The organism is Bacillus sp. SDLI1, assembly GCF_001553895.1.
Taxonomy (GTDB): Bacteria; Bacillota; Bacilli; order Bacillales; family Bacillaceae; genus Bacillus; species Bacillus siamensis.
This window is the reverse complement of the sequence record NZ_CP013950.1, coordinates 2,916,279-2,939,859: the sequence shown is the minus strand read 5'-3', so window position 1 is coordinate 2,939,859 and position 23,581 is coordinate 2,916,279. Positions and strand designations below refer to the sequence as shown.

Genomic DNA, 23,581 nt, shown 5'->3' with positions numbered 1-23,581 from the left:
TTCCCTCCACGTCTTGTTTTTTCTTCTTCATGTTACCATACCCCTGTAGGGTATTTCAAAACATTTTATTTCATGATTTCGCGATTTTTTTCACGACATCCAGCAGCTCGGCAATCGCCTGCTCCCCGTTTCCGCTTTCAATGGCGCCGGCTACGCAGTGATGGGCGTGATCTTCCAGCAGATGAAACGCGACTTTCTGCATGGCCGCCTGCACGGCTGAAATCTGCACGAGAATATCCACGCAATATCGTTCGTTTTCCACCATGTTCTGAATGCCCCTGACTTGGCCTTCAATCCGTTTCAGCCGGTTCAGAATCTGGTCTTTTTCCTTGGCGCTTTTATGATTTAACGATTGATGTTCGGTATGTTTGTCCATTTTCCACCTCGTTTTTTTCTTCGTTATCTTCATTATACAGACTTGAAAAACCGGTGTAAAAAATTTTCAACACACAAGTTTTACCAGTACACCCGCGGGGTATATATTGTTATCACATATCAAGAGGGGGAAGTTCATTGAAAACGATACAGGTTGGCATATTGGGATATGGTCTGTCGGGGAAAGTCTTTCATGCGCCGCTTTTGGACGTCCTTGATGAGTATCAGATCAAAAAAGTCATGACCTCCAGAACGGATGAGGTCAAACGTGATCTGCCGGGGGCTGAAGCCGTGCGCACGATTGAAGACATCACCGGTGACCCTGACATTGATCTCGTCATCGTTACGACACCGAGCGGAATGCATTATGAATCAGCGATGAAATGTCTTCTTGCGGGGAAACACACCGTCGTGGAAAAGCCGATGACGGCGACTTCAGCAGAAGCGGAGGAGCTGAGAAGAACGGCTGAAAATAAAGGCGTCTTGCTGAGCGTGTATCACAACCGGCGCTGGGACAATGATTTTTTAACGATTCAAAAGCTGATTCGGGACGGGGCGCTTCAAGACATTCATACATATCAAGTCAACTACGATCTATACAACCCGGTTGTACAAGAAAGATGGCGCGAAAAAAACGGACCCGCCACGGGAACGCTGTATGATCTCGGTTCACATATTATTGACCAGACACTCCTGCTTTTCGGAATGCCGGAATCCGTCACCGCACATGTGATGAAACAGCGGGACAACAGTGAAACGGCCGATTGGTTTCTGGCCGCCCTCCATTACGGCAAGCTTCAGGTTATTCTTCAATCCGGCTCCATGAATGCGGCAAGCGGCCCGCGCTATCAGATTCACGGACGGAATGCAAGCTTTATCAAATACGGAAAGGACGGACAGGAAGCTGCGCTTTCAGCCGGCCAAAAACCGATTGACGAGAACTGGGGCGCCGATGACCCTGACAGCTTCGGTGAGCTGACAACCGCAGCGGATGAGAAAAGACATACAGAAACAATCCCCTCTGAGAACGGCTCTTACCTTACGTACTACAAACTGCTGGCAGACAGCATCTTAAACGGAAAACCGCTTCCCGTTACGGCGGAAGAAGGCATCGATGTCATCCGTGTCATTGAAGCGGTGATGAAAAGCAGCGAACAAAAACGGACGATTGCATTTTAATGAAAAACCTCCCAGCCGTATCAGCTGGGAGGTTTTTTTAGATTAGAATGATTTTCCGGCTTCTTTCGCGCGGGCAATCGCATCTTCTTTAATTTGCTGTGCTTTATTCGGTTCAGCATTATGGCCTTCAACGATTAATCCGTCGAAAGAAGGAACGCCGAAGAAGTTCATCATGATGCCGATGTAACGGTGGCCCATTTCCATGTCAGCCGCCGGGCCTTCAGAGTAATAGCCTCCGCGCGCTTGAATGTGGAGCGCTTTTTTGTCTGTCAACAGACCGATCGGGCCTTGTTCTGTATATTTGAATGATTTTCCGGCTACAGCTACAGAGTCAAGGTACGCTTTCATAACAGGCGGGAATGAGAAGTTCCAAAGCGGTGTAACGAATACGTATTTGTCAGCTGATGCGAATTGATCGCTCAGCTCGTTCAGACGGCCGACTTTCGCTTTTTCATTTTCAGAAAGCTCTTCAAAACCTGTGCCGGATTGAAGTTTTCCCCAGCCGCTGAATACATCCGCGTCGATATGAGGAATGTTTTCTTTGTAAAGGTCGATATGTACAACCTCATCATTCGGGTTTGATTCTTTATAAGAATCGATAAACGCTTTTCCTGTCGCCATGCTGTAAGATGTCTTTTCATCATGAGGATGAGCAGTGATATAAAGTACTTTTGCCATTGTAAACAGCCCTTTCGTTTTCAAATTACACACATATTTATTATGAAATATGAATGTTTTTTTATACTGATCAGTTCTGTAATAATTATAGTTACAAAAAAATCTTTTAGCAACAATAATATCTCGAAATCAGTATATTTTTTTAAAAAGGCTGCAAGAAGTACCTCCAGCAAATCGAAAAAAACCTACGTTAAGCAAATTTCGACAAATAAAAGACCGATTTTGACCATGTTAAGGCTAAATCGGCTGTTTCATTTCAGACTTAGTTGTGTGGAATTTATCCATGCAAAATGTTCCTGCTTTTATAATATTAGAGACAAACGAATTCCGCTTAATACATTCGTATTTATCACACTCTTTTATTGCAGGTCTGCTTGCCAGTTTAACAAACGCTTCATTTTCTGTTCTGTTTCTCCCTCTTGGCGAGGTTGGTAAATGGTTAACTTTAGTTCAGGAGCATCGTACACCTGAAGAGTAATATGGTCCATAATCATTTCTCCAACTAAAGGATGCAGCAGTGTTTTTTTGCCGCAAGGAGTACCTAGAACTTCATGTTTGGACCACCAATTACGAAACTCAGGGCTCTTATTGGTAAGTTCTTTAATGATATCTTTAAACCACTCATCACCGACAAAACGTGTATAGGCTAAACGAAATTGAGCAATCAAGCGTTGCGCATGATCTTCCCAATTAAGAAAGAGCTCTCGGTATTCTTTAGACGTAAAGCAACGCCAGACTGCATTACGATCTCGTTCATTCATTTTATTAAAGTCACCAAAAACCACGGCAGCAGCTTTATTCCAGCTTACTATGTTCAATTTTTCGTCGGTTACATATGTAGGGCAGTATTCTAATTGACTCAATACATTTTTCAGGACGCTATTTACACTTTCAACGAGAGGTCTTCCCACCTTAGATAGCAATGGCTGATTTGCTAATAAAAATAGATGCTCTTTTTCCTCTTCATTTAACCTGAATACACGCGAAATAGCCTCCAATACGTCTGAAGATACCTGTATATCACGCCCTTGCTCTAACCATGTATACCAGGTTACTCCTATTCCTGCCAGCTGAGCTGCTTCTTCTCGGCGCAGTCCTTCTGTTTTTCTGCGCGGACCAATAGGTAAACCAAAGTCTTGAGGAGATAATCGCGCCCGTCGTGTTTTTAAGAAATCCCCTAGTTCTTTCCTTCTTTCTTTGTCACTTAACATGAACTTCTCCCCTTATAAGTAGTAGTTTTAATAATAGGATAAACACACTCCTATTCCCATTATAAACCTTCATCTATTCTAATAAATGAAGGAGGTGAGTTTTATGGTTTTCAAAAATAGGGCTGAGCCTTTCCCGAAAGGATTAGTTCTCCTCATGGCTGCAGCATGTGGTTTTACAGTAGCTAATGTCTATTTAAATCAAACGCTCTTAGTCAGTATGGCAAATACTTTTCACGTTTCTGAAAACTATATAGGAATTGTAGCAACTTTAACTCAAGTGGGATATGCATTGGGAAATCTTTTATTGGTACCATTAGGTGACATTTTTGAACGGAGAAAATTGATCCTAAGTTTATTATCTATTGTATGTATAATTTTAGCCGCAACTGCTTTATCAATGAATGTAACGTGGCTGATTGCAGCAAACTTAATTCTTGGATTTGTTACCATAGTCCCTCAAATTATTGTTCCTCTTGCTGCTAATTTAGCTTCAGAAGAGAACAGAGGAAAAGTGTTAGGGAATGTTGCCATTGGCTTAGTGTGTGGGATTTTAGGCGCTCGATTTATCAGCGGTTTTGCAGATTCCCATTTTGGATGGAGATCAATGTATTGGGCTTCTTTTGCTGGCACAATGATAATGATCATTTTAATGGCAATGTATCTTCCAAAAAGCAAAGGAAATCATGCAATGCAGTATAAAACATTACTTGCATCTTTAGGCCCGTTATTTAAAAAAGAAAAAGTGTTGCAAAAAGCTTGCCTGAGTCAAGGAATGATGTTTGGTTCCTTTAGTGCCTTCTGGACAACTCTTATTTTTTTATTAAATACTTCTCCTTATTCTTATGGGAGCACCGCGGCAGGTTTAATAGGTTTAGTGGGAATAGCTGGAGCCTTTGCAACTCCCATGATTGGCCGGGTGATCGATAAAAAAGGATCAAAATTTGCTAATACCTTATGTATGTTTATTTCTTTAATCGCTTTTCTGACCTTAATATTCTTAGGATATTGGTTACCGGGATTACTTCTTGGCGCACTATTAGTAACAGTTGGCACGCAAGCAAATCAAGTTGCTTGTCAAGCTGCTATCTTTCAACTATCTCCTGAAAAGAGAAGCAGATTAAATGGATTATACATGGTATCTACATTCTTAGGCGGATCTTTAGGGTCATATCTAGGTGTACTTGCTTGGAGCAAATGGCATTGGTATGGAGTATGTACAGTTGGGATACTCATGATAGGTATTGCTTTTAGTTCCTTATTTAGCTTGCCTAAACAAAAAACAACAGTAAAAAATAGAGAGTTCGAGAAAGGAAGTCATATAAGATGTCTGAAAATAAAGAAAACTACAAAAAGGGATTAGAAGTATTATCAAAAATAGATCCGGACAACTATCTAAATATCGTCAACAGTTTTAAAGATTCAGCAGCACCTGACTTGGGAACTTTGGCTGTGGAATTTAATTACGGTCAAATTTTTTCCAGACCAGGATTAGACTTAAAATCCCGCCTTCTTGCAGCAGTTGCTGGTCTAACCGCTTTAGGAAATACGGAACAATTAAAGTTTTATATTAACGGAGCTTTAAATGTCGGATGGACCGAAGAAGAAATTGTGGAAGCTATGATGCAAATGTTAATTTATGCAGGCTTTCCTGTCGCATTAAATACCATTTTAACAATAGCTACTGAAGTATTTTCTAAAAGACGAAATCAGTTGTCAGCCAATTTATTGGAAGGAGAGTAAAAAATGATTATTGATAGTCATGCCCACGTAGTTCTACCTGTAGAAAAACACATTGAAATGATGGATTCAAGCGGGATAGATAAAACTATTTTATTCTCTACGCTTGTTCATCCAGAAAAAAGTGAAAGCTACGATGAATTTATTCAGGAAATGGATGTACTGAATCAAATTTTAAATAACGAAATAAATCCCCTAGAAGCACGGTCAAAAGCTCTAGAAGAATTAAGGGATACTATCGCAAAATATCCTGACCGTTTTACCGGATTCGGATCAGTTCCCCTTTTAAGTTCCTCCGGGGAACTGCATGATTGGATGGAGAAGATTGTAAAAGATTATAAAATGAAGGGACTGGGAGAATTCACCCTTGGTTCAGGCCAAATTAAAATGCTTGAGCCTGTATTCCAGGCAGCTAGTGATTATAATTCCTTTCCGATTTGGGTGCATACATTCCATCCACTCAATTTAAATGATATTCAGGAACTGTTCGCTTTAACTCGTAAATATCCCACTGTCCCTGTAATCTATGGCCATTTGGGAGGGATTCATTGGCAGCAAGTTATTGCATTAACAAAAGAAACAAAGAACGCCTACCTAGATATCTCTGCATTTTATACAACCTATGCATTATCTTTGGCCATAAAAGAACTCCCAGAGAAAACTTTATTTAGTTCTGATTTTCCATATGGTGATCCATTCCTAAATAAGTTGGCAGTTGAACGCCATGCTTCAAGTGAAGAAGTGGTACAACGAGTACTAGGCGGGAACATTGCTAATCTCTTAAATATTTAACTTATTTTTATAACAATTTCTTAGGGAATATAAGTTTGAAGGATTGCATTCAACAGGTTTTCATTCCTTACGTCTTTTAAATAGTAAAGAGCCGATTTACTCTAAACGGGGTAAATTTCGGCTCTTTTCTTATTAATGACGGGGGGTTGAAGCACCAGAAAAAGCAGAAACATTTAGTTTCTGCTCAAAATCGGATTTGGTTTGCAGACCGGAATATCCAATCCGAGATTCCCCCGCAGTGTATCCGCCGGATAGCTTTTTCGGTACAGCCCCTTTTCCTGAAGGATCGGTATGACATGATCCACAAAGGCTTCAAGCATGCCCGGGATGTCAGAGTGAATGATAAACCCGTCCGCCGCTTCCCGCTGAAACCATGTTTCAATTAATGATGCCACACGTTCCGGTGTCCCGATAAAGTTGGTTCGCGGAAACGCGGCTTCGCGCGCCACTTCACGCAGCGTAAGATTCCGGGCTTTCGCCTCTCTTTTGATACGGTCTGTCGTGCTTTGAAACGCGTTTTTCCCGACGTCGCCCAAATCAGGAAACGGCTCATCCAATGGAAACCGGCTCAGATCATAATCGTCAAAAAATCTGGCCACATATTTAACGGCGTTCTCTATCGGAATCAGCTCGGCGAATTCTTGGTATTTCGCTTCCGCTTCTTCTTGTGAGCCGGCTATAATCGGACTGATTCCCGGAAAGATCCGCAGTTTGGAAGCGTCCCGGCCGTAATCCGCCGCCCGCTTCTTCACATCATCATAAAAAGCTTTCGTTTCCTCAAGTGAATTGGAATGCGTAAAGACTGCATCGGCATTTCGCGCGGCAAACGACCGGCCGGTTTCTGAAGACCCCGCTTGGAAGACGACCGGCTCTCCCTGTTTGGTCCGGCCGATATTCAGCGGGCCCTCCACTTGAAAATACTCGCCTTTGTGATACAGGCGATGCAGTTTGTCAGGATCAAAAAACTGCCCGGTTTCTTTGTTGCGGACGAAGGCATCTTCTTCCCAAGAATTCCACAGACCGCGCACCACGTCCACATGTTCTTGGGCGATGGCGTAGCGCCGGCTGTGGTCGGGAAGTCTTTCCTTGCTGTGATTGCGCGCAGCCCCCGCCTGCGGAGAAGTGACGAGATTCCAGCCCGCCCGGCCGCCGCTGATATGGTCAAGAGACATGAGCTGTCTTGCGATGGTAAACGGCTCAGTGAACGAGGTGGAAAATGTGCCGATTAAACCAAGATGGGTTGTAGAGGCGGCAAGCGCCGATAAAATAGTGATCGGCTCAAACCGATTTAAGAAATGCGGGATGGACTTTTCAGAAATGAACAAGCCGTCCGCAATAAAAGCAAAGCTGAACAGCCCTCTTTCAGCGGTCTGCGCTTTTTGCCTGTAAAACGCCGCATTCGTGCTTGCTGACGGATCGGCGTCGGGATGACGCCACCCATCCGTTGTACCGCCGACACCGTGAATCATGGCTCCGAATTGAATAAGATCCGTCCGGCTCATTTTCTCTCCCCCTTTTTTCCCTCGTAATCGGCAAGCGCCCGTTCTACGTATTCAATGCCGACTTGAGTAACGGCCTGATACACCCGCCTGTCACCGCTGCCGATTTCAACAACGGGGACATGGCGGATGCCGTACTTAGTGTGAAGCACGTCACGCAATTCATCCCGCTCCGTCACATCAATTGTTTCGTACGCAATGGCCTTTTCCCGCAAATATCCTTTCACTTCATCGCAATACGTACAGCCCTTTTTGCTCCAAACCACTACATTTGCTTCATGACTCATGTTCATCCCTCCTGTAATTGTGCGGCCGGCTGCACCGCTTCGCTTAACAGCCGGTAAGACAATCGTTTTTCTTCAGCGTTTTTGATAGGCGACAAAATCACAAAATCGGTAATGCTGTATTGAACCGATAACCGTCTCAGCTCGGAAGCGGTCTCTTCTTTTGTCCCGGCAATCACACCTGTCTTTTGTGTGATCAGCTTATATGGCTGCGTAACTTGTTCAAGAAACGCATCCGCTTGTTTTCGGGAAGCGACATTCACCTTTTTGCCGTCTTCGAGAATGATTTTGACCGATTCACGCGATACGACGTGTTTTTCCGCTTCCGCTTTTGTATGCGCGGTAAATACCATCGGCGCAAGGTGGAATTCGGCTTTTGCCCCTTTCGGCAGATGTTCGTCAAAAGCTTGGCGCGCTTTTTCTAACGCAGTGTCTTCACCGTTTATGAAATAGGCGAAAACGAAGGAAATGCCGAGTTTGGCCGCTGTGATCGCGCTTTCTGTGCTGCCGCCGAGCAAAAAGATGTCAGGCGCATACTCAGTATGCGGCGCCGGCCGCAATGACGCGTAGCGGTGCGAGTCCGGAAAATCATTGCGGATGAAATGAGTCAGCTCCTCAAGCTTTTCTTCAAATAAACGGGCGGGCTGGATAAGCTCCCGCTGCAGCGCATCGGTTGACAGCTGAAATCCGCCGGGCGCTTTGCCGACACCGAGCGCTACACGGCCGGGGGCAAGGGCGGACAGAACCCGGAACTGCTCCGCCACTTTATAAGGGCTGTAATGCTGCAGCATCACCCCGCCGGATGCGAGGCGGATTTTTTTCGTACTGGCGGCCAGATACCCCAGGACAATTTCCGGTGCTGATCCCGCTATCTCTTCATTGTTATGATGCTCCGCCGCCCAGAAACGGTCATATCCGTATTGTTCGGCCTCTTGAGCCAATCTCACCGTTTGCCGCAAAGCTTCTTCTGCGGTTTGGTTTTCCGCGGTGACACTTTGGTCTAAAATGCTTAAACGAATCATACGACAGGCTCCTTTATGTGTTCTTTTATGTCATAACCGTAATCAGGAAGAACGCGGCGGAGGAACTTCTTCGTTCTTTCTTTTTTCGTCTTGTAAAAGACCTCTTCAGGCGTTCCTTGTTCCACGATTGCTCCTTCATCCATAAACACAATTTGGTCGGACACTCTTCTGGCGAATTCCATTTCATGAGTAACAATGATCATGGTGGCGCCGGTCCGCACAATGTTAAGCATCACCTCAAGCACCTCGCCGACAAGCTCCGGGTCAAGGGCTGCGGTCGGTTCATCAAACAGCATCACATCAGGATGAATGGCAAGCGCCCTGGCAATTCCGACCCGCTGCTTTTGGCCTCCCGACAGCTGATTCGGATAGGCGTGCAATTTATCCTGAAGCCCCACCTTGGCCAGTTCCCGCTCCGCAATGGCGTACGCATCTGTTTTTTTCATTTTCCTTGCGACCGTCAGGCCTTCCATGACATTTTGAATCGCCGTTTTATGCGAAAACAAATGATATTGCTGAAAAACCATCGCCGTCTGTTTCCTCAGTCTGAGAATGTCTTTTTTGGCCGGCTTTTTGCAGTTAATGACTTCACCATGTACGGAAATGGCGCCCTCATCCGGCCGCTCAAGTAAATTAAGGCAGCGCAGAAACGTTGTTTTCCCCGAACCGCTCGGACCGATGATGGTCACGACTTCTCCTTTCCGGACACTTAAATTGATCCCTTTTAGCACGTGATGACTGCCAAAATGTTTCTGAATGTTTCGGATTTCGATCATACTGCGCCTCCTTGATATCTGGCCGCTCTTTTTTCCGCCAAAGTGTTTACGGCCTCGAGAATCAGCGTTAATCCCCAATAGATAATGGCCGCCCCGATAAATGCTTCCAAAAACGCATAGTTATCGGATGCCGCAATCGTCGCCGTTCCTGTAATTTCAGGCACTGCAACGATTGCCGCGATTGAAGTGGTATGCAAAAAACCGATGCCTATGTTGGTGAAGTTCGGCAGTGATATCATGAACGCCTGCGGCAGAACCACGCGCCGAATCATCTGGCCCCGCGTCAAGCCGATTGAATATGCCGCCTCCGCCTGCCCCGTATCGACGGCCATGATCCCGGATCGAAGAATTTCCGTCATATAAGCGCCTGCCGTTAATGACAGTGCCATGATGACAAACACGGCGACCGGAATCTGATTGGCCGACCAGCCGAGATGAAAGGCGCGGCTGAAATGATCGGCAATCAGCGGAACGCCTAAATAAATCAGCATAATATGGAGAATCGCCGGGGTGCTTCGAAAAAAAGACACGTAAAACGCTGAGCAGGCAAGCAGCCATTTGATGCGGAATATACGCACCGTGATATTGCCGAGAGCTATGAAAAATCCGGCAATAATCGGAATGACTGTCATTGCCAGTGTAAGCGGAACGGTTTTCATCATTTGTTTTATCGCAGTGCCGATAAACGGAATATCCAGCTCCACGTTCTCCCTCCTTTTCAGCTGTGCGCGCTCATGTCAAAAACCGTCACAAGCCGCGTCTCATCTTTCTTGATTCGTTTTTCACACCATCTGAAGACACATTCAAATAAAAGGGCGGCCGCGTAATACAGAACAGAAAGCGAGATATACACTTCAAGAGAATGATTGCTCGATGTAATCAATGTCTGCCCTCTGCCCGACATATCCATCACCCCGATTGAAAAAGCGAGTGACGTATCTTTTAAAAAACCGATCACCATATTCCCGATGTTGGGAAAAGCCTGCACGAGCGCCTGCGGCAGAATGATGCGCCGGAATGTCTGCCCCCCGTTCAGCCCGATGCTGAACGCCGCCTCCGCCTGTCCGCGGTCGACACTGTTCACACCTCCCCTGATGATTTCCGCCGCTCTTGCCGCGCTGCTCAGCGCATACGTGGCGATGGCCGCATACAAAGGGTCCATTTTGGAAGTGTCAATTCCGGCGAGCGCCGTGAGCGCCGGAATGCCGTAAAAAACAATAAACAGCTGCACCATAATAGGCGTTCCTCTGAAAAAAGAGATATACAGCTTCGCGATCTGATTCAGCACGGGAATGCGATAGATCCGGGGCAGCGCCAAAAGCAGCCCCAATAGAAAGCCGAACAGCAAAGACACCGCCAATATATACAGCGTGACGGGCAAATACCCGAGCAATGTCGGCACAAAGGATGCGATCATACTGATATCAAACGCTTTTTCCATTGCCGATCCCTCTCTTTTTCATTTAATATTGCTCCTTTGAATAATCCGCGCCGAGCCACTTTTCACTCAGCTTTTTGAGCGTGCCGTCATCAATGATTTCCTTGAGCGCTTTATCAATGTCATCACTCAGCGTTTGCTCATTTTTGTTAAACATAAAGAACACTTTGGCATTTGACAGCACCCCGCCGACCGTTTTTTCTTTGACCGCGCTCGTTTTGTTTTGGAAATCGACAGCAAACGGCGTGGAAATCGTCGCATCGGCGCGGCCGGATTTCAGCTGATTGGCCGCATCGTTGGAGCCTTGGCCAGCATAGGCGATTTCAAACGGACTGCCGTGTTTTTCATTCCATTTCTTCAGCACAAGCGCGCCGTTTGACGTCGGACTCGTAATGACACGCTTCCCTTTCAAATCCTCAATGCCGTGAATGTTCCCGTTCTCTTGGAGCACCGTGATTTTCAGCGGGAAGTTGTTATACGCGACTTGATTGAACAGAAATTTTTTCTCCCGTTCGGCGCTTTTCTCCATTTGATGAGCCACGATATCGACTTTATGCTGTCCGAGGCTGACAAGCAAATTGGAGAAATCCATCGTTTTAAAAGTGAAACGATAGTCCGGCAGGCGCCTGTCAAGCTCTTTCACCAGCTCAACATCATAGCCCGTCAATTTTCCTTTATCATCGATAAAGCAAATATTCGGAAATTGAGTTCCCGTGCCGACCGTGATGTTCTTCACGTTTTTCTGATTGCCTGATGCCGCCTCCCCGCCAGCGCCGCAGGCTGATAACACCGCCGTTGCGGCAATTGTTAATGACATGACCGCCAGTTTTATTTTCATGTGATCGCCCCGTTTTCTGCTTCAATTATTTCGTGAGACTTGATTTTGAATAATCCGCGCCGAGCCATTTCTCACTCAGCCTTTTCAATGTGCCGTCCTTCTCAAGCTTTTGAATCGCCCGATCCGTATCGTCCGCCAGGGTTTGGCTGTTTTTATTGAACATAAAATACACTTCTGTATCCAGCAGCACATCACCGACCGTCTTTTGTTTGAACGCGTGCGTCTTATTTTGAAAATCGACGGCAAACGGCGTAGATACAGTGGCGTCAGCGCGTCCTGTCTCAATTTGGTTCGCTGTATCATTGCTGCCCTGCCCGGCGTATTTCAAATGTATCGGGCTGCCGTGGGCTTTGTTGTATGCCGTCATATAATCCGCCGCGTTTGACGTCGCGCCGACGATGACGGTTTTTCCTTTTAAGTCCCGGAGCGTGTGTATCGCGTCATTATCCGCCTTCACCGTGATGTACATCGGCGAGTAGTTATACGGGATTTTGTGATACAAAAATCGTTTCTCCCGTTCCTTGTTTTTCGCCATATTGTGCGCGATCACGTCAATTTTCCGGTTTCCGAGACTTGTAAGCAGATTCGAAAAATCCATCGTCTTAAAGACAAATTTGTATTGCGGCAGCTGTTTATCAATGGCTTTCATCACTTCAATGTCATAGCCGGTCAGCTCGCCTTTTTCATCCATAAAAGCAATGTTCGGAAAATCAGTTCCCGTGCCGACAATGACGGTCTGCACGCCGCTCCCCGCTTTCGTGCTTTCTCCTTGTCCGCACCCGGCCAGCGCGCCGAGCAGCAGAAGCAGACAGCCGGCTCTGATCCGTTTTTTTATCATTGCGCCCAGCTCGGTGTGCCTAACAGCGACGCGTCAAACCGCTCCGGTATGAGCACCTTTCTCATCATGACCCCGATGTCTCCGTCTTTCTCCTGCTCAAAATACACTTCATAGCCCCTCCGTCTGTACATATCCAATAGCCAGGGATGCTTGCGCGCCGAGGTGCCGAGCGTGATGGCCGGGGCCTTCAGCGTATCCCGCAGCACGTGTTCCTCCACATAAGTCAAAAGTTTGCTGCCGATGCCCTGTCCCTTCAGCTCAGGAAGCGTCGCAAACCACCAGACAAACGGATATTTTGACGGAGGCGTGTCACTCTCCCACGGAAAACGGATTGTAATGGTTGAAAGAAGCCGTCCGTCCCGTTCCAGCACGACGGCTGAATGATTTTCAATATTTTCTGTTACCATGTCAATGTCAGCCCGCGCCGACGGCCAATCAATCTCCAAATTGCGGATCGGCTGAAACGCGCTGTACAGCAGCTCTAAAAACTCCGGCGCATCCTTTTTTTCAGCCAATCGAAATATGTCTTCACTCATTCCGTTCACTCTCCCCGAAAATATATATAATTCCAATTTGTTTACTAAGCTTTAATTGTTTATACTATAAAGCAAACTGATTTATTTGACTAATCAAAAAAAATAAAGGAAAAGTTCAAGAAAATTAATGAACAGCCTGGAGGGGATTTCGTTGGAATTACGCACCATTAAAACGTTTCATACCATCGTACAGTCAGGCAGCTTTTATAAGGCCGCCGAAATTCTGAACTATTCACAGCCGACGATTTCAATGCGGATTAAACAGCTGGAGCAGGATGTAGGCGCGCAGCTTTTTGAACGGGGAAAGAAGCTGAAACTGACAAGAGCGGGACGGCTGTTTCATGAGCGGGCCGGGCAGCTTCTCGCACAGTATGAGGTGCTTGACCATACTCTGGCCGACATCAGACAGGGGCAGGCCGCCCTTATTCAGATCGGCATATCCGAACCGACGGCAAGCCTGATCTTTCCTGCCGTGCTGCGGGAGTTTTTAGATGATTATCCTGACATGTCGGTCAATGTCAGCGTGGATGATGCCAATACATGCAGCCGCAAGCTGCTGGAGGGCGCCATTGATTTTGCGGTATGCGGCGAGCCGGAGCTGATTCTGGAAAACTACTTCGATCCGTTTTTCCATGACTCGCTCAATGTCATCGTGTCCGACACACATCCCCTTGCAGCCAAAACAAGTATCAATCTCGAAGACTTAGAAAATGAATGCCTGATTTTCACGCCCGCCAACTGCCCGATCCGGATTCAAATTGAACAGCACCTGCAGCGGGCCATCGGCAGCCGCTATCGAAAAATGGAGCTGACCAGCAGCATGGCTCACCAATACTATGTCAGGGAAAATATCGGCGTCTCGATCTTTACGGCGACGGCGCACTCAGAGCCGATCGAGGGCACGAAGGTCATTCCGATCCATAACTTAACAATTTCACCGCCGGTCGGGCTGTTGACAAACCAAAAAGAAGAGCATTTTGACTCCGCCACAAAAGATTTAATCAGCAGGATCATCAGCCGGTTTCAGCGTGATCCGCATTAAAAAACCCCCGCCACTTTGCGGGGGTTTTTGTATATTCATCTTATATAATGCTCCGCACCAAGCCGCCGTCGATCCGCAAAGCAGATCCGTTAATGGCTGACGACAGCGGGCTGCTTAAAAAGGCGACAAAATGGGCGATCTCTTCCGGACGGATCAATCGCTGAATGATCGACGTCGGACGATTTTCCTTCATAAATCGTCTCTCCGCTTCAGCCGCTGTCAGGTTTTCACCGGGATAAAGCGACTCCAGCATCGTTTCGACGCCCTCTGTTTTCGTGGAGCCCGGCATGACCGTATTCACCGTCACATTCGTCCCTTCCGTGAGCTCGGCCAGACTGCGTGACAGCGACAGCTGCGTCGTTTTCGTGGCGCTGTAATGGGCCATTTCCTGAGAAGGCATGACGGCCGCTTCACTCGCGATAAAAATCACCCGCCCTTCCTTCCGTTCAATCATCCGCTTTGCATACCGGCGTGTCAGCCGCACGCCGCTCATGATATTCACCTCGAAAAACCGGAGCCACTCCTCGTCAGGAATATCAAAGTATTCCGCAGGTTCAAAGATTCCTAAATTGTTCACGAGAATATCCACATCAGGATACTGCTGAAAAATCGCGCCGCATCCTTCCGCCGTGCCTAAATCAAATGCGGCCGGATAGAGCCGGGCACCCGGCGTCTGTTTCTCTAATTCCCGGATCGTTTCGTTCACCTTTTCTTCACGGCGGCCGTTAATGATCACCGCCGCTCCTTCTGCAATCAGCGAAGCCGCAATCGCCTTCCCGATGCCTGACGTAGATCCCGTCACAAGCGCCGTCTTCCCTTTCAACTGCAAATCCATCGTCCATTCCTCCCTATCGCAAGTCTCTTCTTATATATGGACAGAAATCGAAAGCCTGAAACCTTCCGTCCCTATTATCGGATAGAAAAATGGATGAGGGGAAGTACGCACTTTTTAGTGCCTGTCGTTTGACCCGGCTGACGGCTGTTCGATTTGAATGAAAAACTCACCATCTAATTCTGCCTCAGCCTTTTTTAATATCCTTAATACATCATCAGCATCCGAACCCAATGCCTTCTGACTGATCTCAAAATTCTTCCACACCAAAGTCAGCGGATATTCGATCCATCCTGTCAGGCAATCCCATAAGGCATTCAGATTTTCACCATAATAGTCCGGGAAATCTAATTTATCTTTTAAGATTCGGTGTAAAGCTTCTGTGCTTGTAATATCTTTTCCGTCTATGATGACAACTATCATTCAAATGGACTCCTTTATTTTCCGGAACACCTTGCCCCATTACCTGGACCCGTTATTATAACTCATCTCACACTTGTTAAGGAAAAATTAACATTCTAGTTATTTACTGTATTATTTATTATTGTTAGAATTTAATTGAATCTTATAAGGAGGGTTATAGATAGATGAAAAAATCTTTTGTTTTTCTATTATCGCTAGTGCTTTTATTTAGCATTTTTCCTATCAGCACTTTAGCCATCACAAAAACGTCAGAAAATGACACGATAACTGTACCAGGAAAAGATGTACAAAACACCGCAGTATTAGTTGATGCTATCAATGAATTAGATGAGAAATTGGATATGAAAAATCTATCATCTAATTCTCCAGAAGAAATAAGTCAACTAAGTTTAGCGGCAAAAAACCTGTATGATACTATTGTAAATTATGAAAATCAAACATCTGCTTCTTTGACAGGAAATGACGCTTTGATCATATTCAAAGAGTATGTTGACGAATTAAATAGAAGTGAAGTTATTAAACCTGTTGAACATATTGTAACAACAATGGGAGTTATAAACTATAAAGAATATAAAATTAGCAACTCACAAATAAAACAATTGAGTGCTGCTGTTGGAATTAATAGTGGATTTTGGGGTACAGCTGCAGCTATAGCTAAAATTTTTGCTAAAAGCCCAACTGCACTTACATTAATGTTAGGTGCGGTACCGCTTCTAGGTATGGGTACTATAAATGCCTGCAATTCTAAAGGAAAAGGCATAATTATTACAAAAATGGGTTCAGGAGCAACGAATACATATAGTTGTAGATCTCAATAAAAAAGTGTGAGCTTTCGGGACTGACCCCCGTTTTTGAGACAGGGATCAAAACACCTTTAAGCAGCCAGCTGTCGGTATGTGACCGGCGGCTGGTTGTTTAGTTTCGTTTGAATACGAATGTTGTTATAATAGTGTATATAGGTTTCGACAGTTTGTTCTACGATGGTCGTCGTAGTGCTTTCCAACCTGTCGAGGTAGAACGTTTCAGACTTTAGTGAGGAATGAAACGATTCGATGGAGGCATTATCAGCGGGCGTCCCTTTGCGGGACATGCTCATGGTAATGCCTTTTGTTTTAACAGCTTTCTGATACTCATAAGATGTATAAACAGAACCTTGGTCACTATGTAACACGCAGTTCTCTGGCAGTGCAGGCAGCTGATCAAGTGTGTGTAAGACAAAGTCTGTGTCCTGTCTATCGCCAATCGTAAAAGCAATCACTTCTCAATTGTATAAATCCAGTATACTGGAAAGATACAATTGTTTCTGCCCATAAGGCAAATATGTGATATCCGTTACTAGCTTTTCCAGAGGGCGATCAGACTGAAAGTTTCGATCCAATATATTCTCGGCCACGGCATATGGCTGCCCATTCTTCTTACGCTTTTTCACCTTAACCCGGCATTGCCACTGATTCTTCTGCATAATGCGCTGAACCGTTTTATGATTCATACGCATTCCCTTTTTTAATATGGCTGTGATTTTCCGATAGCCATATCGATACTTGTGTTCTCGGCACAACGTGCCGATTTGTTTTTCTAAATGGTATTTAGGGTTATCTTTCATCAACTTCTTCTTCCAACGATAATAAGATGCTCGTGAGATACCTAAATGAATACAGATATCCTTTATGGTCATTGTGCCGCGCAATGCTTCTACAAGCTCGACTGGCGTTTCGCTATCAGCTTCCTTTCCAATTCGTTGTACTTTTTTAACACTTCATTCTGTTGTCTCAGATAACGATTTTCTGCCTGCAGTTTCTCTAATTCGGAAGAATACTCTGGACCTTTCCCATAAGAATATTGCTTTCCGACAGGTTGTTCGAATCGATGTGTATCCCCAGCTTTATACCACCTGACCCATGTCTGCACCTGCGTCTTATTCTTTATATTCAATTCCTGCATGATCTCCTTCACAGGCACGCCCGCCAATCTCATTTCTACAGCCTTCTGTTTGACTTCAACCGGATAACTCACTCTTGCCATCATAGAAAAACACCTCCAAGTCTAATTTCGGATAACAACGATCCGTTTTCAAACTTGAAGGTGTTTTTTGTTTGTCTCATATTATGGGGTCAGTCCCTTTCGCTCACACTTTTTTATTTTTTATTTTTCTGATACTTCTTGATATAAATTCACTAACAAAAAAAACTATTAAGCCTGATATTAATAACAAAAGTGAATTTATCTTTAAACCCTTGTTAAAAAAATCAAGGATACTATTTATCAATAAAAAACCTGACCAATAGATGAATGAAGAATAGAAAGCTATATTAGTGCTCTTTTCATCCGTATTTCTACTAGTTTTAAAAAACAATGATCTGCCCTCCCTATTCTTTAATCTTTTCAATCCTTACTATAAATTTTTTCCGCGCTCATCAAAAATACTTATTGGTAGTTAAGTGCTTAATCTTTCGTTTAGGTTGGTACATTGAGCCTTCTTCATCTTACTCATGTCGTCACCTCCCATAAAACAATGATAACATGAATTAATCCTAGTTTATATTGTATGTAATTCCCGAAATAGCTAATACTCTTCACTAACTTCAAGTATAAACCGAAACATTTTCTATGCGGAAAACAATTTCATTTAAAATCTAAACAGAAGAACCATGTACGAGACTGAAGAAAATACTCCGCAATTCAATACTACCTTTCATCTCATTCTGAAAACAGGCAGACAAAGAGCATAGTCATTCTGTTGGCTTTATCTCTATTCTTTACTGTATTTCCTGGACAACTTAATATTTGTCAAAATATGAAAAAGCGGATAATACAAAATGATAAGATAAAGCAAACATACAGCACAGAAAAATCATCTTTTAGATTATCCTTTAAAGTATTGAATAAGTAGTAAGGGAAATTAAAATGTACCGGCAGGAAATTAGATATGAGGAGGTATGGCATTAAAACGAAAGCCATCTTCCTTTCAGCACAAAGGGAGAAAACGAAGAATTTTAAAAAGTGTTGCCAAAATGTTACCGCAGTGCCATCGAAAGCTTTGAAAGCCTTGATAACACTGCGGTTTCGGCGTTATGTATGGAGACGGTGGGAGTCGAACCCACGTCCAGAAACATCGATTACTTAAGCGTCTACGAGCGTAGCCTGCATATTTCGTGTTTCACTCGTCTTCGTGCCTGCGGGCGGGCCTTCCGAGAGCTAGTCTGTCAGTCTCTTCTTACGTTCTCAGACGGGAACGTAAGCGTAGCCTACTTGGATGTGCTCTTCACGGACACATAGGCAATGTCAGGAAGAGCTCGCTGCGTTTATTAGGCAGCTAGTGCTAAGTTTTGGTTAAAACTTTTAGTTTTGCCAGTTATATTTAGGTGCGTGTTAACGAGATCGCCTCTCGGCTCGCAGCTCAAGCTCGATCCATCCCTGTCGAATCCGTAACGTCCCCTTGTTAAGGGTATACGGGAGATTTATCAAGCTCTTGCTCAACTGGCTGTACTGTTATTATATCATGATCACAGACAAATTCAATTGGAAATATCTTCAATAAACAGCCTGTGAATCTGATGTGTGAACAGTATAGCATAGGGCAGTCATCACATCAAGGCTCAGGCATCAGAAGCCTTTTTGTCTGTCTCTGAACGCTCTTTCGATTTCTCTTTTGGCGTCTTTTCGTTTTAAATCTTCGCGTTTATCGTATGTTTTCTTCCCTTTTCCGAGGCCGATTAACACTTTGGCAAAGCCGTTTTTCAAATACAGCTTCAGCGGCACGAGGGAATAGCCTTTTTCTTTCGTCAGGCCGATCAGCTTATTGATTTCTTTCCTGTGCATCAAAAGCTTTCTCGTCCGGAGCGGGTCGTGGTTATAGCGGTTTCCCTGCTCGTACGGGCTGATGTGCATATTGTGGAGGAACACTTCGCCGCGCTCGATTTTCGCAAAGGAATCCTTCATGTTTACGCGGCCGGCGCGGATGGACTTAATCTCCGTCCCCTGCAGCACGATGCCTGTTTCATAGGTTTCTTCTATAAAGTAATCATGGTTTGCTTTTTTGTTTTGTGATAATACTTTGCCTGATCCTTTTGGCATGCCTTATCCTCCTCTCTCCGCAAAAACCGTTCATGTGTGCGATACGCTTTATTTTAGCAAATGGAGCGTTCCGCGACAATGAAAATGCGGCTTGCGAAAGAAAGCAAACAGAGCATTTTGCCCCATTTGCTTTTCGCATTTACTTCTTCTTTTTGCGTTTTTGTTTCGGCGCGTTTTGGAAACCGCGTTTTTTCTTTTTCTTCTTCGGTTTTGTAAACCATTCCCCTTTTTCCTCCGATTTCGGCGGTGAAGCCGGGGTATTGCTGTTTAACACGCGTTTCCGCGCCGGTCTGCCTCGTTTTCTGCGGTCGCCTGTTGTTTCTCTCGGACGGCGGGTGCCTTTCATGCCGACAATTTCAAAGTCGATGTTTCTCTCGTCTTTATTAACGTCGACGACTTTGACCGTGATTTCGTCTCCGATCCGGTAAACGTTGCCCGTGCGTTCGCCGATCATGGCGAAATGCTGCTCGTCAAAACGGTAATAATCATCCGTCATAAAGCTGACGTGCACAAGCCCTTCAATCGTATTCGGCAGCTCGACGAACATTCCGAAGTTCGTGACGGAACTGATCATGCCGTCAAATTCCTCGCCGATTTTATCAAGCATATATTCCGCTTTTTTCAGATCGTCCGTTTCCCGCTCTGCATCAACGGCGCGCCGTTCCATCGTTGACGTATGGTCAGCGATTTCCGGAAGGCGTTCGGCCCACTTTTCCTGAGTCGCTTCGTCCGATTGTCCGTTGATCAAATACGTTCTGATCAGCCTGTGAACGATTAAGTCAGGATAACGGCGGATCGGCGATGTGAAGTGTGTATAAAATTCAGTCGCCAGCCCGAAATGGCCCAAGCTGTGCGGATCGTATTTCGCCTGCTTCATGGAACGGAGCATGACGGTTGAAATCACCGTTTCTTCCGGACGGTCCCGCACTTCGTCAAGAATGCTTTGCAGCGCGCGCGGATGAATGTCTCCGGCTTTCCCTTTGACGATATAACCGAATGTGGTGACGAACTCTAGGAACTTTTGCAGTTTTTCGGCGTTCGGCTCTTCGTGAATCCGGTAAATAAACGGCACGTTCATCCAATGGAAGTGCTCGGCAACCGTTTCGTTTGCCACAAGCATGAATTCTTCAATCAGCTTTTCCGCTACTGAGCGCTCTCTGATGACGACGTCTTTTACGGCGCCTTCCTCATCGACGAGCACCTTCGCCTCTTTGAAATCAAAATCCACGGCGCCGCGGTCCATCCGTTTCGCCCGGAGAATTTCCGCCAGACGTTCCATGTCTTTGAACATCGGGACGAGCGGCTCATACCTTTCTTTCAGCTCGGCGTCGTCTTCTGTGAGAATCCGGTTGACATCTGAATAGGTCATTCTTTCCGTCGTTTTAATGACGCTTTGGAAGATCTCGTGCTCTGTCACCTGTCCCTGCTGGTTGATTGTCATTTCGCAGGAAAGCGTCAGGCGGTCGACCTTCGGATTTAAAGAACAGATTCCGTTAGACAGTCTGTGCGGGATCATCGGAATGACCCGGTCAACCAAGTACACGCTTGTCCCTCTTTCCAGCGCTTCTTTATCAATCGGGGAATTCTCCGTGACGTAATGGCTGACATCGGCAATATGGACGCCGAGCTTGTAGCTGCCGTTATCAAGCTTTGTTACAGTGACGGCGTCATCCAGATCCTTCGCATCCGCCCCGTCAATGGTGACAATGACCTGATCGCGGAGATCACGGCGGTCTTTGATGTCTTTTTCATCGATGGTATCCGGCGTGCTTGTTGCCTGCTCCATCGCTTCAGCCGGAAAATCTCCCGGCAGGCCGTGCTTATGGATGATGGATAAAATATCGATGCCCGGATCATTTTTATGGCCGAGTATTTCAACGATTTCTCCTTCGGCGTTCATTCTGCCTTCAGGGTAGCTTGTCAATTTGACGACGACTTTATGGCCTTCCGCAGCGCCGTTATTGGCATGTTTCGGAATAAAAATATCACTCGTGATTTTCTTATCATCCGGGATGACAAAGCCGAAGCTTTTCGTTTCTGTGTATGTGCCCACAACGCGGTCGATGCTTCTTTCCAGGATGCGGATGACCGTGCCTTCCTGTCTCGATCCGCTTGACTGGGAATTGAGCCGCACCATGACGATATCGCCGTTCATAGCTGTATTCAGCTCATTCGGCGGAATAAACACATCGCTTAAAGAGGTATCCTCCGGCAAGAGAAACGCGAATCCCTTTGCATGCGCGGAAATTTTTCCTTTTACTAAATTCATTTTTTCCGGAAGCCCGTAGCGGTTGCTTCTGGTGCGGACGATCTGTCCGGTCTCCTCGAGCGCCACCAGCGCTTTTACCAGCTCTTTAAATTCTTCGGCTTCCGTGATGTTCAGCATCTCCTCAAGTTCCTGAACGGTAAGGGGCTTGTACGCCTCTTCCTTCATAAACGCGAGAAGACGGTCCATAAACGCTTCTTTTTCCATTATCCGACCTCCTGTTTGTTACCAATCGAGTTTCTCTAAAAATTCGTACACATCCTGATGAACGAGGTCCCGTTCTTTGTCCAGCGTAATGACATGGCCTGACTCTTCATACCATTTCAGCTGTTTGTCGTCCGTTTCCACCTCGTTGTAAATGATGTCTGCACTGTCTGTGTTAATCATATGGTCATGCCGTGCCTGAACCACAAATGTCGGGGAATAGATCATGTCGACGTTTTTGCGCACATCGGCAATCAGCTCCTGAAGCGATTTGAGCGTATTCATCGGCGTTTTTTCAAACTCCTTCATTTCCTTTTCAATCTGCTCCGGCTGTTTTCCTTCGAATTTTTTATAATTGCGCGCGTAGGAGAGAACTCCTTCGTACATAACCTCTTCACTTTTAATGTGCATCGGCGCACACATAGGAACAATTCCCTTTATGGGTACAGTGTAACCCAATTTCAATGAAAAAACCCCGCCAAGCGACAGTCCGCAGGCCGCAATGTTTTCATAGCCTTCAGATTGTAAATATTCATACCCGTCCATGACGTCTTTCCACCAATCTTCAGGCCCCGTATGTACCAGCTCTTCCGGCGGAACGCCGTGCCCTTTATATTGAGGCGCGTGACAAGTGTAGCCGCGCTCATTCAAGTAGCGGCCGAGCATTCTGACGTCTGCCGTATTTCCCGTAAACCCGTGCAGCAGAAGCACCGCCTTGTCTCCGCCTTTAAATGTAAATGGTTTTGGTGTCACAATTTTCATGCTCATAACCCCTTTTTTGCACATTCAATTTAGTTTTCCACAGTTTTGCGAGAAACAAACGCCGTCTCTCAACAAGAAAAAGGCCTGATATTAAATCAGACCTTATACAAACATTGCCTTATACGATATACGCCAGCGAAATCGTCAACACGAAAAACAAGACTGCCAGCACAACGGTTGTGCGGTGAAGAATCAGATCAAGGCCCCTTGCTTTCTGTTTTCCGAAAAGCTGCTCCGCCCCGCCTGAAATCGCACCCGATAAACCGGCGCTTTTGCTGGATTGAAGCAATACGACAATAATAAGTGCAATACTGACGATAACCAATAAGGTAATCAATAAAGTGTGCATCCCATACACCTCCAGACTGACTGGCCTACATTGCTTCTATTTTACATGAAAAGCAAAGGCATGTCACGCCGTATCGGTGCACATCATGTCAGAAAAACGGAAATGCAATTTGAATCTTTCATCACTGTTGACTTTTGTCAACAAAATCGTAGTAAAAAAGATCTTCAAACTTCATGTCAAAGTAATAGAGCATCTTTCCGATGACCAGCTGGCCCGGCCTCCGCTCTCCATTCAGTACACGGCTCAGTGTGGCGGGAGATATTCCGATCTCCAGGGCGAGCTGGTTTAACGAGTAGTCATTATTGACCATATACTGCAGCACATAATCTCTTCTGATCTGTATCTTTTCGACCACTTTCTTCACCTTCCGTTCTGTCAAATACTTTCTTTCTTATACATAAGATACGGCTTTTGTTAACTTTTGTC

At 45.4% G+C, this 23,581-nt stretch carries 25 protein-coding genes, 1 other RNA gene and 1 pseudogene; 6 read left to right on the top strand and 21 right to left on the bottom strand.

Annotation, left to right across the window (positions count from 1 at the left end):
• Window positions 1-70 precede the first annotated feature (70 nt).
• Window positions 71-376, bottom strand: a complete 306-nt coding sequence (gene csoR, locus AUL54_RS14250) for a copper-sensing transcriptional repressor CsoR (protein WP_013353610.1) — start codon at window positions 374-376, stop codon at window positions 71-73.
• A gap of 137 nt (window positions 377-513) precedes the next feature.
• On the opposite strand from csoR, the gene AUL54_RS14245 reads away from it, so the two are divergent.
• Window positions 514-1,554, top strand: coding sequence for an oxidoreductase (locus tag AUL54_RS14245; protein ID WP_060964271.1), 1,041 nt, complete (start codon window positions 514-516; stop codon window positions 1,552-1,554).
• Between the two features lie 42 nt (window positions 1,555-1,596).
• Here the strand turns inward: AUL54_RS14245 and azoRB are convergent, their stop codons facing one another.
• Together azoRB and AUL54_RS14235 are read right to left on the bottom strand one after the other, a co-directional pair.
• On the bottom strand, window positions 1,597-2,232 hold the full coding sequence (gene azoRB, locus AUL54_RS14240) for an FMN-dependent NADH-azoreductase AzoRB (RefSeq protein WP_003151719.1): 636 nt from the start codon (window positions 2,230-2,232) through the stop codon (window positions 1,597-1,599).
• A 359-nt stretch (window positions 2,233-2,591) separates the two neighbouring features.
• Complete coding sequence (locus AUL54_RS14235) at window positions 2,592-3,443, bottom strand: helix-turn-helix transcriptional regulator (RefSeq protein WP_060964270.1); 852 nt, start codon at window positions 3,441-3,443, stop codon at window positions 2,592-2,594.
• Between the two features lie 103 nt (window positions 3,444-3,546).
• Here AUL54_RS14235 and AUL54_RS14230 point away from each other — a divergent pair, with 103 nt between their 5' ends.
• The 3 genes from AUL54_RS14230 to AUL54_RS14220 are packed head-to-tail and all read left to right on the top strand — an operon-like array spanning window position 3,547 to window position 5,972.
• The gene (locus AUL54_RS14230; protein WP_060964269.1) at window positions 3,547-4,803 is read left to right on the top strand and encodes an MFS transporter; all 1,257 of its coding nucleotides are present in this window, start codon (window positions 3,547-3,549) and stop codon (window positions 4,801-4,803) included.
• Window positions 4,767-5,183: a carboxymuconolactone decarboxylase family protein gene (locus AUL54_RS14225; protein WP_060964268.1), complete on the top strand. Its 417-nt coding sequence runs from the start codon at window positions 4,767-4,769 to the stop codon at window positions 5,181-5,183. Before AUL54_RS14230 ends, AUL54_RS14225 begins: the two co-directional genes overlap by 37 nt.
• Window positions 5,184-5,186: 3 nt before the next feature.
• Window positions 5,187-5,972 (top strand): amidohydrolase family protein, encoded by a 786-nt coding sequence (locus AUL54_RS14220; RefSeq protein WP_060964267.1) that lies wholly within the window; start codon window positions 5,187-5,189, stop codon window positions 5,970-5,972.
• 173 nt (window positions 5,973-6,145) lie between these two features.
• On the opposite strand, the gene AUL54_RS14215 is transcribed toward AUL54_RS14220, so the two are convergent.
• Genes AUL54_RS14215 through AUL54_RS14175 form a run of 9 tightly spaced genes read right to left on the bottom strand, consistent with a single transcriptional unit; the run spans window position 6,146 to window position 13,203 of the window.
• Window positions 6,146-7,474 carry an LLM class flavin-dependent oxidoreductase gene (locus AUL54_RS14215; protein WP_060964266.1) on the bottom strand — a complete coding sequence of 443 codons (1,329 nt, stop codon included), beginning with the start codon at window positions 7,472-7,474 and terminating at the stop codon, window positions 6,146-6,148.
• Window positions 7,471-7,758 (bottom strand): glutaredoxin family protein, encoded by a 288-nt coding sequence (locus tag AUL54_RS14210; protein WP_060964265.1) that lies wholly within the window; start codon window positions 7,756-7,758, stop codon window positions 7,471-7,473. The genes AUL54_RS14215 and AUL54_RS14210 overlap by 4 nt, the downstream gene beginning before the upstream one ends.
• A 2-nt stretch (window positions 7,759-7,760) precedes the next feature.
• Window positions 7,761-8,777: an LLM class flavin-dependent oxidoreductase gene (locus AUL54_RS14205; protein ID WP_060964264.1), complete on the bottom strand. Its 1,017-nt coding sequence runs from the start codon at window positions 8,775-8,777 to the stop codon at window positions 7,761-7,763.
• A complete protein-coding gene (locus AUL54_RS14200) occupies window positions 8,774-9,553 on the bottom strand; it encodes an amino acid ABC transporter ATP-binding protein (RefSeq protein ID WP_016937923.1) in 780 nt (259 codons plus the stop codon). The genes AUL54_RS14205 and AUL54_RS14200 overlap by 4 nt, the downstream gene beginning before the upstream one ends.
• Window positions 9,550-10,257: an amino acid ABC transporter permease gene (locus AUL54_RS14195; RefSeq protein ID WP_060964263.1), complete on the bottom strand. Its 708-nt coding sequence runs from the start codon at window positions 10,255-10,257 to the stop codon at window positions 9,550-9,552. Before AUL54_RS14195 ends, AUL54_RS14200 begins: the two co-directional genes overlap by 4 nt.
• 14 nt (window positions 10,258-10,271) lie before the next feature.
• Entirely contained in the window at window positions 10,272-10,994 is a 723-nt protein-coding gene (locus AUL54_RS14190) for an amino acid ABC transporter permease (RefSeq protein ID WP_060964262.1), read from the bottom strand.
• Window positions 10,995-11,016: 22 nt separating this feature from the next.
• Complete coding sequence (locus AUL54_RS14185) at window positions 11,017-11,829, bottom strand: amino acid ABC transporter substrate-binding protein (RefSeq protein WP_060964261.1); 813 nt, start codon at window positions 11,827-11,829, stop codon at window positions 11,017-11,019.
• 25 nt (window positions 11,830-11,854) lie between these two features.
• A complete protein-coding gene (locus AUL54_RS14180; RefSeq protein ID WP_060964260.1) occupies window positions 11,855-12,667 on the bottom strand; it encodes an amino acid ABC transporter substrate-binding protein in 813 nt (270 codons plus the stop codon).
• Entirely contained in the window at window positions 12,664-13,203 is a 540-nt protein-coding gene (locus AUL54_RS14175; protein ID WP_060964259.1) for a GNAT family N-acetyltransferase, read from the bottom strand. The genes AUL54_RS14180 and AUL54_RS14175 overlap by 4 nt, the downstream gene beginning before the upstream one ends.
• Before the next feature lie 151 nt (window positions 13,204-13,354).
• On the opposite strand from AUL54_RS14175, the gene AUL54_RS14170 reads away from it, so the two are divergent.
• Window positions 13,355-14,245, top strand: a complete 891-nt coding sequence (locus tag AUL54_RS14170) for a LysR family transcriptional regulator (protein ID WP_060964258.1) — start codon at window positions 13,355-13,357, stop codon at window positions 14,243-14,245.
• Between the two features lie 40 nt (window positions 14,246-14,285).
• On the opposite strand, the gene AUL54_RS14165 is transcribed toward AUL54_RS14170, so the two are convergent.
• Together AUL54_RS14165 and AUL54_RS14160 are read right to left on the bottom strand one after the other, a co-directional pair.
• Window positions 14,286-15,080: an SDR family NAD(P)-dependent oxidoreductase gene (locus AUL54_RS14165; protein ID WP_060964257.1), complete on the bottom strand. Its 795-nt coding sequence runs from the start codon at window positions 15,078-15,080 to the stop codon at window positions 14,286-14,288.
• Between the two features lie 114 nt (window positions 15,081-15,194).
• Complete coding sequence (locus AUL54_RS14160) at window positions 15,195-15,500, bottom strand: barstar family protein (RefSeq protein WP_060964256.1); 306 nt, start codon at window positions 15,498-15,500, stop codon at window positions 15,195-15,197.
• A 164-nt stretch (window positions 15,501-15,664) separates the two neighbouring features.
• On the opposite strand from AUL54_RS14160, the gene AUL54_RS14155 reads away from it, so the two are divergent.
• Entirely contained in the window at window positions 15,665-16,318 is a 654-nt protein-coding gene (locus AUL54_RS14155) for a hypothetical protein (protein ID WP_060964255.1), read from the top strand.
• A 56-nt stretch (window positions 16,319-16,374) separates the two neighbouring features.
• On the opposite strand, the pseudogene AUL54_RS14150 reads toward AUL54_RS14155, so the two are convergent.
• The 7 genes and pseudogenes from AUL54_RS14150 to AUL54_RS14110 form a co-directional block, all read right to left on the bottom strand.
• Window positions 16,375-17,525, bottom strand: a pseudogene (locus tag AUL54_RS14150) (IS3 family transposase).
• 1,048 nt (window positions 17,526-18,573) lie between these two features.
• Window positions 18,574-18,936: a transfer-messenger RNA gene (ssrA, locus tag AUL54_RS14135) on the bottom strand.
• 167 nt (window positions 18,937-19,103) lie between these two features.
• On the bottom strand, window positions 19,104-19,574 hold the full coding sequence (gene smpB / locus AUL54_RS14130) for an SsrA-binding protein (RefSeq protein WP_003151688.1): 471 nt from the start codon (window positions 19,572-19,574) through the stop codon (window positions 19,104-19,106).
• 139 nt (window positions 19,575-19,713) lie between these two features.
• Window positions 19,714-22,047: a ribonuclease R gene (gene rnr / locus AUL54_RS14125; RefSeq protein WP_060964252.1), complete on the bottom strand. Its 2,334-nt coding sequence runs from the start codon at window positions 22,045-22,047 to the stop codon at window positions 19,714-19,716.
• A gap of 18 nt (window positions 22,048-22,065) precedes the next feature.
• Entirely contained in the window at window positions 22,066-22,806 is a 741-nt protein-coding gene (locus tag AUL54_RS14120) for an alpha/beta hydrolase (RefSeq protein ID WP_016937913.1), read from the bottom strand.
• A gap of 118 nt (window positions 22,807-22,924) precedes the next feature.
• Window positions 22,925-23,155: a preprotein translocase subunit SecG gene (secG, locus tag AUL54_RS14115; RefSeq protein ID WP_013353627.1), complete on the bottom strand. Its 231-nt coding sequence runs from the start codon at window positions 23,153-23,155 to the stop codon at window positions 22,925-22,927.
• Window positions 23,156-23,276: 121 nt separating this feature from the next.
• On the bottom strand, window positions 23,277-23,465 hold the full coding sequence (locus AUL54_RS14110; protein WP_101605598.1) for a helix-turn-helix domain-containing protein: 189 nt from the start codon (window positions 23,463-23,465) through the stop codon (window positions 23,277-23,279).
• Between the last annotated feature and the right edge of the window lie 116 nt (window positions 23,466-23,581).